10 protein-coding genes are annotated in these 13322 nt (G+C 53.8%); all 10 read right to left on the bottom strand.

Going from position 1 to position 13322, the window contains the following annotated elements:
* Positions 1-4 precede the first annotated feature (4 nt).
* Positions 5-1027 (bottom strand): rod shape-determining protein, encoded by a 1023-nt coding sequence (locus IK012_RS13475; protein ID WP_173378442.1) that lies wholly within the window; start codon positions 1025-1027, stop codon positions 5-7.
* 51 nt (positions 1028-1078) lie between these two features.
* Positions 1079-1459: a hypothetical protein gene (locus IK012_RS13480; RefSeq protein ID WP_290955457.1), complete on the bottom strand. Its 381-nt coding sequence runs from the start codon at positions 1457-1459 to the stop codon at positions 1079-1081.
* A gap of 66 nt (positions 1460-1525) precedes the next feature.
* Positions 1526-2818: a hypothetical protein gene (locus IK012_RS13485; RefSeq protein WP_290955458.1), complete on the bottom strand. Its 1293-nt coding sequence runs from the start codon at positions 2816-2818 to the stop codon at positions 1526-1528.
* Positions 2819-2940: 122 nt separating this feature from the next.
* Positions 2941-3876 carry an AgmX/PglI C-terminal domain-containing protein gene (locus IK012_RS13490; protein ID WP_173378445.1) on the bottom strand — a complete coding sequence of 312 codons (936 nt, stop codon included), beginning with the start codon at positions 3874-3876 and terminating at the stop codon, positions 2941-2943.
* 3 nt (positions 3877-3879) lie between these two features.
* Positions 3880-4428, bottom strand: a complete 549-nt coding sequence (locus IK012_RS13495) for a biopolymer transporter ExbD (RefSeq protein ID WP_173378446.1) — start codon at positions 4426-4428, stop codon at positions 3880-3882.
* Positions 4429-4430: 2 nt separating this feature from the next.
* Positions 4431-5324: a biopolymer transporter ExbD gene (locus IK012_RS13500; protein ID WP_290955464.1), complete on the bottom strand. Its 894-nt coding sequence runs from the start codon at positions 5322-5324 to the stop codon at positions 4431-4433.
* Positions 5325-5363: 39 nt separating this feature from the next.
* On the bottom strand, positions 5364-5984 hold the full coding sequence (locus IK012_RS13505) for a MotA/TolQ/ExbB proton channel family protein (RefSeq protein ID WP_290955466.1): 621 nt from the start codon (positions 5982-5984) through the stop codon (positions 5364-5366).
* A gap of 192 nt (positions 5985-6176) precedes the next feature.
* On the bottom strand, positions 6177-10019 hold the full coding sequence (locus tag IK012_RS13510) for a tetratricopeptide repeat protein (RefSeq protein ID WP_290955467.1): 3843 nt from the start codon (positions 10017-10019) through the stop codon (positions 6177-6179).
* 80 nt (positions 10020-10099) lie between these two features.
* Positions 10100-12337 (bottom strand): tetratricopeptide repeat protein, encoded by a 2238-nt coding sequence (locus IK012_RS13515; protein ID WP_290955469.1) that lies wholly within the window; start codon positions 12335-12337, stop codon positions 10100-10102.
* Positions 12338-12348: 11 nt separating this feature from the next.
* On the bottom strand, positions 12349-13322 hold a 974-nt coding region (locus tag IK012_RS13520; RefSeq protein WP_290955471.1), incomplete at its 5' end, for an OmpA family protein.

A 13322-nucleotide genomic window follows, 5' to 3' on the forward strand; every position in this document is an offset into this window, starting at 1 on the left:
CCTCTTAGTTGGAAGAAGCGATCAGCACCGGACGGTACTTGTCCAAATCCTCGAGAATGCGGGCAGCGCCCTTGCATACGCACACAAGCGCTTCGTCGATAACGTTCACGGAAAGGCCTGTTTCCTTGCGGATACGTTCATCGAAGCCGCGCAGCTGGGAACCGCCGCCCGTCATGATGATGCCCTTGTCGTAGATATCCGCAGAAAGTTCGGCGGGCGTAATGCTCAGAGCCTGCTTCACGGCCTCGATAATGGCGGTAACAGGCTCGTTCAGGGCTTCGCGGATTTCCGTGCTCGAAATCGTCATCGTGCGCGGCATGCCGGCGATAAAGTCATGGCCCTTCACTTCCATGGAAAGTTCTTCTTCGAGCGGGCTTGCAGAACCGATCTGAATCTTGATCTGCTCGGCCGTGCTCTCACCCACGTGCAGGTTGTACATCGTGCGCAGGTAACGGACAATCGCTTCGTCCATCTCGTCACCGCCCACGCGCACGGAGGCATTGCAGACCGTGCCGTTCAATGCGATGACCGCGATATCCGAGGTACCGCCGCCGATATCCACAATCATGTTGCCCACGGGATCTTCGACCGGGATGCCCATACCGACAGCCGCAGCCATCGGTTCGTGCACCAAGTGCACTTCCTTCGCACCGGCCTGGCGGGCCGCATCAATAACAGCGCGCTTCTCCACTTCGGTAATGCCGCTCGGGACACCCACCACAACGCGGGGCCTCACCATCCACAGCGGGTACTTCTGCACGCGCTTGATGAAGGTCTGGAGCAACGTTTCCACCAGTTCGAAATCGGCAATCACGCCATCGCGCATGGGGCGCACGGCGCGCGTCTCGCCCGGAGTCCTGCCGAGCATCTTCTTGGCCTCGAAACCGATAGCCGACACGCGGTTGTTCTTGCTGTCCACGGCGATCACCGTGGGTTCGTTGATGACAATGCCCTGACCCGCAACGTGCACCAGCGTATTCGCAGTGCCGAGGTCGATACCGATATCACAGGAGAAAAGTCCGAACAAAATACTTCCTTTGAAAAGGTGAATTCTAACAGTGGAAAATATAAAACATTTTTATTTCTTTGTTGCAGAACGTTCCAGCGAATCCTGTCCGTATTTCAGCGCCTTAAAATAGCGGTCCCACTGCCTTGCGTGCACGTTGTAACGGTACTTGCGCTTCTCGTGCATCTGGATATCCTGGTAGATGAAGAAATCCACCTCGGCGTATGCCGAATAAACGGCAGCCGTGTCGCCGGCGAACAGCCTGAAATCCTTGATGCGGTAATAGGGCGTATCGAGGATGCCGCTCCTGTCACCGGAGGCATGTATCGTCTGGGCGACAATGAACTTCAGGTCTTCCTGAACGTAGGCGTTCAATTTATTTTCAATTCGTTCCGTTCTTTCGGAACAACCTAACAAAACTAGGGCCAAGGCCAGCAGAGGCAAGTATTTCATGCCCTTAAAAATAAAAAAGAAATGCTCCCGCAGGGGAGCATTCCTCAATAGTCTGTCCTAGTACGACTAGAAGGAGTAGGTCGCAGAAATTCTCGAGAAGATGCGGCCTTCACCCTGGAACGGGTTCCTGAAGAGGAGGTCTTCGGCCACAGTCACGTCGATCTTCAGCTTTTCTTCGATGTTGATGCCGAAGCCGAAGCCCACGTGGTCGTCGGCAGTGCCGTTGGCGAGCGGGTTCGTGCTGAAGAAGTTGCCGTCTTCCGAGCAAATGCCGCGGCGGCCCTTGTTGTCTTCATGCTGGTCGCAGTCCGTGTAGAGGATGGACTTCTGGCCACCCACGCGGATAACGAACCAATCGTACCAAATGTTGCGTTCGATACCGAAGCTGATCATGCCGCCGATGTCGCGACGCTTGTCCCAAGCCGGATCTTCGACGTCCATGGAGTTATAGACCGTCTCGCCAGTCTTGTAGTTCACGGTCCAGTCATGAGCCTTCATCTGGTCCCAGATGAAGTCGGCACCGAGCCAGAAGAAGCCGCGATCGAGAGCGACGTTGATGCCCACACCGACCTGGGCGTGCTTGTTGTTGATGCCCGGAGCTTCGATGAACTTTGCGGAAACCGCGGGTACCAGTTCGCCGTCAATCGCTTCGAGGGTGAAGAACGCACGGGACTTCGCGAGGAAGCTGAAATCGCCATCGTCGAAGAAGTGCTTGTGGTCCGGACCGAACTGGATACGGGCGAGCGCGAAGGAGAACTCGAAGTCGATATTGCTGCCGAACTGCAAGTTCAAGCCGGCGTCTGCCTGCACGATAGAAGCGTAAGCGTTCGGGTCAACCTGATAAGTGCCGCTTTCCGTCTTGTCGCCGCCGTCCTGGTGGGCGATGTAGATGTGCAAGCCCCAAGCGTCGCCGTTAGAAAGCGTACCGCCGAGGAAGCCGTCGAAGTTCGTCACGGTCTCGGGCACCTTGGATGTGTCGCGCACGTTCTCGCCAATGACCTTCGTGGGCAAGTAGCGGAAAAGTTCGGAGTTGATGCGGCCGAAAAGACCACCGATGGAGATACGCGGATCAGGATTGTTCTCGTCACCGAGGGAGATGGAGAAGATACCACCAAAGTTCGGGTACATCGGATCCTGGTTCTTGCCCGTTTCGACATTCTGCGTGTACGGACCGAATTCGCCGATGAGGTAGTTCGGATAAAGGTTGATGTTTGCTGCGTTATCAAAAATGCTCACATCATCCATGATGTATGTGGTATTTTTGCCCATGGATTCGATACGGGCGAAGGTAGCAAAAGCAGAACCCACCCCGAGAACTCCAAAAGCAGTGCCGACGGCAATAGCTGATCTCAACTTCATTTGAGGACTCCTATAAGAAATTCTGTTATTAAAGTTAGTTTTATAAAAGCAAAAACGCAAGAAAAAAATGAAAAAAGACCATGCTTTTTAAGCATGGCCCTTTTTCAACAACAGAGTAACGATTATTCAGAGAAGGTGAACGGAATCGTAACGGTCGTGTTACCGGATTTCACCTTGCTGAACGTCCAGTTACCGACGGCGTTCTTGATCTGAGCATCAAATTCGCCGTAGCCGGTCGTGGAGGAAGCAATGGAAATACTGATAACTTCACCACCCGGAGCAATCGTGAACTTCAGAGTAACCTTGCCCTGGAATCCCGGTTTCTTCTTCAGGAACTTGTTGTAGATGTGGCGCAGACCAGGCGTACGCTGACGCACGACCTTCATGATGTCCGCAGCGGAACGAGAACCGCCACCGGCACCCATGTCGATATCACGGGCAGACGGGGTCTTGATGTTACCCTTGGCCTTGGTAGAGATACCGCCACCGCCACCTCCGAAGAGGCCTGCGAGGCCGTCACCGATACCACCGGCACCGCCTTCTGCGTAACCTTCGTTAAAGCCACCATCGGCCTTACCGCGACGACCACCGAGGACGGTCTTACCCGTCGTCTGAAGACCAGCCACGTCCTTGAGCACCTTGTCGATGTCCTTGGTGAACTTCTGGTTCTTCATGAGGTCGTAAGCAGCAGCACTGGCAGTCTTGGTCTGAGCAGTGAGGAGCTTCAACACACCACGAGTCTGCGGAGCGTTGGGCTGACCCTTACCGCGCGGCTTACCGCCACCACCGGCCTTCTTACGAGGCTTCTTGGGCTCTTCTTTCTTCTTCTCTTCTTTCTTTTCTTCCTTCTTCTCGTCCATAGACATCTGGGCGGTAAGGTCCGGGCCTTCGGAAGAGTCGAAGATGACTTCATCGACGACGACTTCGTACATGGAAGCCCAGAAGGAAAGAGCGAGAGCGACAAGCACGGAACCGCCAGCGATGGCGCCCATCTTCTTGTCAGATTCAGGCATAAGAGCCGCAACTAACGGATCTACAGGAGTATTTTTCTTAGCCATAGATTATTCCTCCCCTCCGTTCTTTTCGAGAACGGCAAAGGAAACGTTAGTATAACCGCTCATCTTCTCGTAGCCAGTTTCGCCTTCGGAAGAGGTGCAGGACGGCACGCCAGCGATACCGCAAGTAGCCATCACCTTATACATAGCGTCGTAAGGGATGCTCTTGTCGATCTGGACGACAACACTACCGGCTTCGTCGGCAGGCTGGCCCTGGCGCAAGCGCTGGTCCACTTCGGTCTTACGTTTCCCATAAAGGGTAGTGAGAACAGGCTGAACACAGAGATCTTCCTGAGCAAGCACGTCCGGAGTCGGAACGACTTTCTCATTGTCGACCACCACGTATTCCTTATCGATCACGACCGTCAGAGAAACTTCTGTCGGCTGGACCTTGGACGTGGAGACCGGAAGGATCAGGTTTTCGGCCTGGGTCAAGAGCTGACCTTCAGCGTCCATGTTCTTGATCATGAACACCAGGATGATGGTCATCATGTCCATCATGGAGGTGATTGAGAACGGGACGTCGTCAGCGTATTTACGAGTTCTTCTAGCCATGATTAACCTCCCAACTTTGCAAGGTTGATCTTGCTGAAGCCCGCTTCCTTAGAACGGTCCATGAGCTGGATGATCTTGTCGAACTGAGTATCATCGTTAGCCACGATGATAATGTTGTCGACGTCTTCCAGGTCGATGAACTGCGTATGGATTGCGATCAAATCCTTTGCGATAAGATCGTAAGCGGAAAGCGGGTAGATAAGGTTCTTCGCTGCAACGTCCGGTTTGAGCGTACGGGCAGAGTTCGGCGTGAGCGTAGCGAGAGCCGTACCAGCAGCAGGCTTCTTCAAAGCCGGCGGCGGGGTGAGGCCCATGGCGCCTTCGCCAGGGAGAGCGAGGAAGTTGTTGTTGCCGTCAACATAGGCGCTGTCGGCGACCGGTTCTTCCGGGGTGCCCCCGTTCGAGTAGAGAGCCCAGATCACGCGACCCGGATCTTCTTCAGACTCTTTCTGGATAGCCCAGAGTTCGATAGCTTCGATTTCGTAGAGATACTTCTCTTTATCCATCTCGCTACCGTCCTTGCACTTCGGGCCATGTCCACTTTCAACTGTAGCCTTGACATCCTCAACGGCATGAGTAATAAGCTTGGCATCGGACTTGCAGCGGAACGTCCACATTTCCTTGAAATAGACGTTCGGCTGGAAACCGCCACGCGCACCAATAACGAGGTATTCGCTAGTGATGGCGAGCGACAAGTTCAAAGCCTGCTCATCCGGCGGAGGTGTTTCATCGTTCGGGTTAATCATACTGCGTTCGGGCAGGTTAACCTGAACAATTGCCAGCTTGGAGAAAGCAGCCATGGAGAGAAGCATAGGAATCAGAATTGTGAACAAGCCCATCGCCGGCAACAGGTCCGGTTCTTCAGGCTTTGCTGGTTTCTTGATTTCTTTTGCCATTTTTTAAAACTCCATTTAAAGACTAAACTCTCTGAGTTATTAGACGAGGGAGTTGATAATCTTGAGGCCCTTTTCTTCCATTTCCTGGATGAGGCGTTCGGAGTTCATGTTGAGGAAGCCGACGATGACCAGAAGAGGCACGGCGGAGAGAAGACCTTCAAGCGTCGTACCCATAGCGATAGCGATACCGTCGGAAAGAGCCTTGGCACGTTCAGAAGCGGGCTTGTTAGCCACGGCGTCGAAGGTGTAGATCAGACCGTAAATCGTACCCATAAGTCCGAGCAACGTGGAGATGGAGGCCATCACGGAAACAAGGCTAATGTAACGAGTCAGACGCGGAGCTTCAGTCAGGAACACGGCGTCGCAAGCAGCCTGCATGCCTTCGCGGCCACCGGCGCGGTTAGCAACGATAGCGGACATAACGCGGGCAACCGGGAGGTTGGTAGCATTGGCGAGGCTCAGAGCCTGGTCAAACTGCTGAGAAGAGATGAGCTTACCGAAATCAGCGAGGAACTTGGCGCGGCCCTTGGAGCTCTTCACCATGATGTAGATGATACGTTCGATAGAGATGCCCAGGCCGATGATGAACACGGCAAGGATGATCCACATGAACTGCCAACCATCGGATTCGGGGCTGAAGGATTGAAGCATTTTAGCCATTTTAGAGTACTCCTTTAGAGTGTTTGTTTTTTGTGTTAGTTTTTGAAATCTTTGTTCATATTTATTTTTTTTTGAGCAATTTGGGAGGGTCTACAGGGTAAAATTATATTTACCGCTATAAAAACCCCTTTAAATGCTCAAAGAATAAGGGGGAACCCATGAACGAGGTTCCCCGTAAAATATTTTTTTCCGCTATTTCTTCTTGCCTTTCTTCTTGGCAGCCTTCTTCTTAGCCGGTGCGGCCGGTTCAGCTTCAGGTTCTGCAGCAGGTTCAGACATAGAAGGTTCGGCTTCCGTAGCAGCAGACATACCGGAGGCAAGCTGCTTCTGGAGGTCGGCGAGTTCAGCACGGAGCTTTTCGGCTTCAGCCTTGGCATCCTTGATGATTTCGCGGAACGTATTGATGCGTTCTTCCGGAGTCATGACTTCAGACTTCGAAATCTGTTCGATACGAGCCTTCGTCTTGAAGTAAGTCGGGTCAGAGAACAGCGTAGACGGGTCGAACTTTTCGATCTTCGTGGCGAGAGCCTCGTTGGCTTCGTCAAGAGCCTTCAGAGTTTCGAACAGTTTGGCAGTCCACTGGTTGTCGATGCCGTAGTGAGCGGAGGCCTTGATACCGGTTGCGCACTGCGGGACAGCGAGTTCCTTAGCGGCATTCGACTTGTTCTGCAGTTCTTCACGGTAGGCTTCGAGGTCTTCGTGAGCGGCTTCGATAGCGTCGGCCTTCACCATCTCTTCGTAGATGTATTCCTGGACGATAGCGGCGGAGTCGGGCAGCGGTGCATTGGCGAAAGCATCGGCCACTTCGACGAACACGGCGCAACCCTGGTAGAACATTTCGATGTAGCCTTCTTCGGCCTCGATCACGTCCTTGTTGTAGAAGCCCTGGTCGCGGGCAAGGTCGATGTTCTTCTGGAAGATCGGGCGTGCCTGTTCGTAGTAGCTCGGCAGCTGCTGCACGATGGTAATACGTTCGGCAAACTTTTCTTCTTCCTTCTTAGCATTCGTTTCCTGTTCGCGAATCTTGGCGGCCATGGTCACGAAGAGCATACCCATCTTGTTGGTAGAACGGAAGGTCCACTTTTCAGATGCGTAGGCGGCAGACTTGGAGTAGTGGCCCATAGCCTTCTGGAGGATTTCCACCAAGGTCTTAATGGTCTTGGCCTTGTCCTTTTCCTTACCCTTCAAGACAATCGGGTCCATCTTGTGGAATTCGTGTTCACCCATGTAGAATGCGGCTTCGGCCGGGATGCCCGGGTCGGCGTTCTTGATCTGAAGACCGAACTTGTCGTAGTTCTTGAGGGTGGCTTCGTAGTCGGCGATAGCCTTGTCTTCTTCCTTGAGTTCCATGTAGGCACGGGCTGCACCGATGTAGGCGGCAATCAGCTTTTCCTTGTCTTCCTGGTACATCTTGAGGAAGGTGTGGTATTCCTGAGCGGCGAGGTCCCACTTCTTGGCGTTAGCATAGGCCATCGGGATGGAGAATGCAGCGTCGAGAGCGTAGGTGCTCTTCGGGTAGTCACGGACGAGGTCCTTGGAGCAGCGGATGGCTTCGTCGGTCATCTTGGCTTCGTCGTAGCTCAAGCAGGCGCTGTACAGGAAGCTCGGGGTCTTCTCGTTCTTCGGGTAGCGCTTGTAGGCGAGTTCGTAAGTAACAGCGGCGTTCTTCTTATCCGGGATGGAGTCGTAGACCGCGGCAGCGAAGCCGATAGCCTGGAAGGCCATGGAATCCTGCGGGAAGTTGTTCGTAATGAAGAGGAACGTGGTCGCAGCCATCTGCGGCTTGTTGTCCTTCTTGTAAGCAGAAGCTGCACGGAGCACACCCTTGATGGTGAGCGGAGAGCTAGAGTACTGCTTCGGGAGAATCATGAAGGTTTCAGCAGCCTTGTTGTACTGGTTCGCATTTTCAAACGCGGCAGCGGCTTCGAAGATGGCCTTGTCAGCAATCTCGACCTTCGGGTAACGCTTCACGAGAGCGAGGTAGGCGTTGGCGCCCTTCTCGTACTGGCCATCCTTAACGGACTTTTCAGCCATCTGGTAAAGCACGAAGGCGATAGCCTTTTCGGTTTCCTTGGCCATGGAGTCGTTCTTGGTGGCCTTCACCTGCGTGTACTGCTTCAACAGCCATTCGAATTCGCCGAGAGCTTCATCGAGCTGGTTGGATTCGAGGAGAGACTTAGCAAGCATCTGGCTGATGAGCAAGATGTACTGGTGGTTCGGATACTTCTTGCGGAGTTCACGCAACACGGTAACCGCGGTGGAGAACTGCTTGGCATTGTAATGAACGAGGGCAGCGTTGTAAGAGAGTTCCGCGGCTTCCTTGTTCTGACCGAACTTCTGCATGTACTTGTCCACCTGAGCGAAGTAGGCCTTCGTTTCGGGGAGGCTGTAAGCCTTGATAGTATCGCCGTTAGCCTTGGTCTTCAAAGCAGTTTCGCGGGCCTGGTCCATCATGAGCACGGCGTTGTAGGCAGCTTCTTCCTTCTTCAGGAGGGCAGCGGAGCCGAGGGCGCGGCGGCCATAACGGGTGGTATCGGTATCCACAATCCAGTTGAACATCTTGGCGGCGTTCGCATGCTGACCCATTTCCTGGTATGCGGCAGCGAGGTCGATATGCACGGTGTATTCATCCCAAGTCGGCTCGTTCTTGTAACGGGTCAAGAATGCTTCGTAAGCCTTGATAGCTTCGGCGTAGCGCTTCTTACCGCCCTCGATATCACCTTCCTTGGTGATCTTAGCGGCCTGCTGGTGATGGTAGTGCGGAATTTCGAGCATAGCGCCACGGATGGCCTTGTCGGCGTTCGCGACGGATTCTTTATACTTGGTGTTCTTCTTGCGCCAAGAGGAGTTCTTGTCGTAGCGCTTCACCACAACGTAGCGGTACTGCTGGGCTTCGTCGAACTTCTGCTGCACGAGCAAGATTTCAATCATAGCGATATCAGCAAGCGGAGCGTCGATGTAGTCCGGGTTGATCTGCATCAAGCGCTTGAAGGACTGGACGGCTTCTTCGTTACGGTCGTGGTCCTTGTTCTTCATACCAATGCGGTAGTACACGGAATCCTTGAACGGAACCTTCTTGTCCTTCAAGAAAGCTTCAGCTTCGGCGACACCACCACCTTCCAAGTCAGAGAAGGAGGCCGCCATGAAGTCCATAGCTTCAGCGCGCAAGTCGTTAGGATATTTACCCTTGTCGGCGCCGATGATATATTCGTAGTACTTGTAAGCAGCTGTTTCGTATTCAGCGATGTTGTAGTAAGATTCCGCCAAGTGGTACATGGCGAGAGCCGCTTCCTTACCCGTGAGGTTCTCGAAGCCGGTCACCTTCTTGTAGGCGCCGATAGCGTCGCGGAACTTGCGGTTCATGAAGTGGTATTCAGCGATACGGAGCCATGCCTTCGGCACGAGACCGTCGTTCGGGAAGTTCTTGACGAGGCGATCGCGGAGCTTGAATGCCTTTTCGTCTTCGCCACTAGCTTCCTGCACGGCAGCGGCCTGGTAGAGCACCGCCGGAATCTTCGGAGCCTTCGGGTACTTGTCGATGTACTCGAGGAAGTAGCCCAAGGACTTCTGGTGGTCAGCCTTGGGGTACTGGCCGATATTGGCACACTTGGCCGGCTTGTTGTCGCGGTCGGCACACCAAGCCACATCTTCTTCGTACTGTCCCTGGATGTCCAAGAAGCGCTTTTCTTCGAGCATGAACTGGTAGTGACCCAGCTGCTGGAGAGCACCGGCACAACGGTCGGACTTCTTGCCCTTACAGGTTTCACCCTTAGCGAGTTTTTCCCACTGTTCGATGGCCTTCACCATGCCATCTTCGTTGAGGCCGCCAGAGCGGCAAGCTTGTTCGGCCTGGTTCTTGAGGACCTTCGCCTGACCCATGCACTGCTTTCTCTGTTCAGAGTCCTTCGGCATGGCTTTGCACTTTGCGGCCAGTTTCTTGACTTCAGCCGTCTTGTCCTTACAAGGATCAGAGGCAGCAAAGGAAGCTCCAACAAGAGAGCAAACAACTGCACCAATAAGCCAGAAATTTTTCATCGTTCTCTTTTCCACCTATTTTTTTTATCGACAAAGACCCAAAATCCTAGGATTTCGGGTCTCATCCTCATTTATTTTCCTTATTCATCCAATTCCAGATCGTCCAAGGCATCCAGTTCCTTCGCGGATTCGGCGTTTCCGGCAGCGCCCTGACCCATCTTGGTCTTGACGGTTGCCAAAGTAAAGCCGGCGTCTTCGAGGATGCGCTTACGGTTGGATTCGAAGCGGTCGCTCTGGATGGCTCTCTGGGTGAATGCTGCGTAATCTTCAATTGCCTGGTTTGCCTTGTTGAAGGTCGGCTGCAATGCTTCGCGCTTGCTCTGCACACGAGGAGTCGGGAGCTGACGAGCAAGATCGAGGGCCTTCACCTGGACGGAGTCGAATTCGTCCTGCATGGCGTCGTAGGCCTGGCGGGCGCTATCGCGAGCGGCGACAGACACAGCCGGCTGTTCGGTCTTCTTTTCAGCCTGTTCCAGAGAAGCAGCGGCGTTCTTGTAATCCTTCTTCATGAAGTAGCAGTAACCCTGAACGAGGTAAGCTTCTGCAACGAGGAAGGATTCCGGAAGGTTGGAAATGATCCACTTTGCAGGCTTCATGGCTTCGTCCGGCTTGTTAACCTTGAGGAAGGACCATGCAATACCGAGCATAGCTTCGTCGTACACCGGAGAACCGGGCTTGACCTGGCCGTACATCTGAGCGGCCTGGGCAATGTCGGCCTTCTCGCCAGAGAAGTAGATATGGCCGAGCTTCACGCGGGCAGCATCCTGCAAATCCTGTTCGGACTGGTTGGAGTACTGCTGTTCGGTAATGTCGCGGAAGCAGTTTTCAGCTTCTTCGAACTTGCCGAGGTGGCTGTAGGCGATACCCATGGTGTAACGGGCGTAGAAGTAGTTCGCGTTACCCGGAAGGATGGCGGCGAGCAGGTCGACAGATTCCTGGTAGAGGCCCTGTTCGAACTTGATCTGACCGGCAACGTAGTCGGCGTCAGCCTTCACGTCGCTTTCACCGAACTTCTGGGCAATGTTCTGGTACTTGGCCATGGCTTCAGTGTACTTGCCTTCCTTATAGTCGATGTTCATCAACTGGAAGTGGTACTTGGCCTTCTGGTCACTCTGCGGGTAGCGCTTGATAGCGTCTTCGTACACGGACTTTGCAGCCTTGTGCATACGGAGGTTTTCGAAAGACTTTGCCTTATAGAAAGCGGCCTGGTCCACGAGGTGGAATGCGGGGTACTTGGTCTGAACCTTACCGAAGGCATAGGCTGCTTCGAGGAACTGACGGTTCAAGTACAGACGCATAGCGGCGCGGTAGTCGTTTTCCGGTTCGATCTTCAAGCGGCGGTAGCGTTCTTCACCGATCTTCTCTTCACGGGTGTCACCGAAGCGAGAAGTAATCTTCACGGCCCAGATGAATCCGCGGTTCTTCTTGGCGTAGAGGTCGTCGTGCGACATTTCGAGGTCAAGAGAGAGGTAACGGAAGATGCTCACGTCCTTCACGTTCACCGTAGCGCCAGCCACAAGGTAGCCTTCCTTGGTGAAACGAGCACGCACGCCCAAGTGCGGGGAGAGGTAGTAAGTCAAGGTGAAGCTCGTCTCGATGTTGAAGCCTTCGCCACCTTCTGCGTCATCGTGCAGGAGGTCGATGATGGAGGCTTCAATCTTCGCTTCGAGGCTCCTGTTCAGACCACGGTAGAACAAAGAGAAGTTCAGGTTGGTCGGAATCTTGTAAGCTTCATCTTCAGTGAAGAGAACGAACATCGGGGCATCGTCGCTGGTGGCGACAGCCGGCGGGAGGATGTTCTGCAAGGCGACACCCACGAGGAGGTAGCCAAGCTTAGAAGAAGCGAGCGGGTTCCAGCTCAAGCCGATATCGGAACCGACAGTCAACTGCTTGACATCGTCAAACTGGTTGATGTAGAGCACCGAGATATCGATACCCAGAGAGAGGAACTGCATTAAGTTGTACGCATAGCCGAACATGAACGCATATTCGCCGTACGACTTGCCGCCGTCAATGGAGGCACCGTTCTCGAAGAACGAGAAGCCGAGCGTGTGCTTGTAATCCATCGGGAAGGTCAAGCTCAAGTATTCCTGGCTTGCTTCGCCGCTGATGGAACTGAAGAATGCTGCGCTGAACTCGAGCTGTTCCGTTTCGGAAATGCTCGCCGGGTTCACGTACATGGCGGTGTTGCCACCGAATTCGGCGAACCAGTCGTTCTGCTGATATTTATGCGGAGCGTAGGTAACTTCTGCAAAAAGAGAGCTCGCAGCCACAGTAAGTCCGAGGACTGACGTCTTGATGAAACTAGTATGCATCATCACCTACTCCTTTACTTGATATCCGTGCGGGTGAACTCGATACGACGGTTCTGCGCACGCCCTTCTGGGGTTTTGTTAGAGGCAACCGGCTTGGTATCACCCATACCGGAGGTCACCATACGGCTTTCGTCAATGCCATTTTCAACAAGGAAGTTCTTCACTGCAGCGGCGCGGTCGGCGGAGAGCTGCATGTTCTTATCCTTGGAACCAACGTTGTCGGTATGGCCGACAATTTCGAATGTGGCTTCCTTGAAGGTTTCCATGATGTCGACAACCTTCATGAGGGAGATGTAAGAATCCGGAGTAATCGTAGCCTTGCCAGATTCGAAGTTCACGCCTTCGAGCACGAACACCTTCTTAGGCGGCTGCGGAACTTCGTCCGGGCAGCCATCGTCGTCCTTGTACCCGTTCTGGCTTTCGGCCTGTTCGGGGCAGCGGTCGACACCCTGGCACACATGAGCAAAATTGGAGAGCATACCCTTAGCTTCGACCCACGGATCGCAGAGACCGTCACGGTCGTTGTCCGCATCCGGGCAGCCGTCGTCGTCCTGGTAGCCGTCGAAGTCTTCAGCTTCTTCGGGGCAGTTGTCGATACCCGTGCAGACGCTTGCGTACTTGTCGGAAACGCCTTCTTCGGAAACCCACGGATCGCAGAGGCCATCGGCATCGCTATCCGGATTGCGGGTTTCTTCAGCCTGTTCTTCTTCCTTCACGACCTCGACAGTCGTAAGACCGATATCCAACTTGCCCTTGCCACGCTTGAGCATCGGCGAGGTGGACTGGCAGTAGAAGTTCGGCTTCGAGAGCGAGTGGTTCATGAACTTCGGATCGAGGGAAACGTTGGTGCGGTTCACCTTGATGAAGTGGTTGAACGGGTAGTAGTTCTTGTAGATGTTGTTGTACTCCACCTTCGTCTGGCCGGCGGCCGGGTCGGCGAACACACCGTAGTAGTGGTTCTCCATGAAGATGTTGTTACGGGCGACCA

The sequence above is a fragment of the Fibrobacter sp. genome (assembly GCF_017551775.1).
Lineage (GTDB): Bacteria > Fibrobacterota > Fibrobacteria > Fibrobacterales > Fibrobacteraceae > Fibrobacter.

What these genes read in the sequence shown, in the direction of transcription:
- IK012_RS13480 (WP_290955457.1), bottom strand. Translation starts at nt 1,459, where the DNA reads ATGAAATACTTGCCTCTGCTGGCCTTGGCCCTAGTTTTGTTAGGTTGT.
- IK012_RS13485 (WP_290955458.1), bottom strand. Translation starts at nt 2,818, where the DNA reads ATGAAGTTGAGATCAGCTATTGCCGTCGGCACTGCTTTTGGAGTTCTC.
- IK012_RS13490 (WP_173378445.1), bottom strand. Translation starts at nt 3,876, where the DNA reads ATGGCTAAGAAAAATACTCCTGTAGATCCGTTAGTTGCGGCTCTTATG.
- IK012_RS13495 (WP_173378446.1), bottom strand. Translation starts at nt 4,428, where the DNA reads ATGGCTAGAAGAACTCGTAAATACGCTGACGACGTCCCGTTCTCAATC.
- IK012_RS13500 (WP_290955464.1), bottom strand. Translation starts at nt 5,324, where the DNA reads ATGGCAAAAGAAATCAAGAAACCAGCAAAGCCTGAAGAACCGGACCTG.
- IK012_RS13505 (WP_290955466.1), bottom strand. Translation starts at nt 5,984, where the DNA reads ATGGCTAAAATGCTTCAATCCTTCAGCCCCGAATCCGATGGTTGGCAG.
- IK012_RS13510 (WP_290955467.1), bottom strand. Translation starts at nt 10,019, where the DNA reads ATGAAAAATTTCTGGCTTATTGGTGCAGTTGTTTGCTCTCTTGTTGGA.
- IK012_RS13515 (WP_290955469.1), bottom strand. Translation starts at nt 12,337, where the DNA reads ATGATGCATACTAGTTTCATCAAGACGTCAGTCCTCGGACTTACTGTG.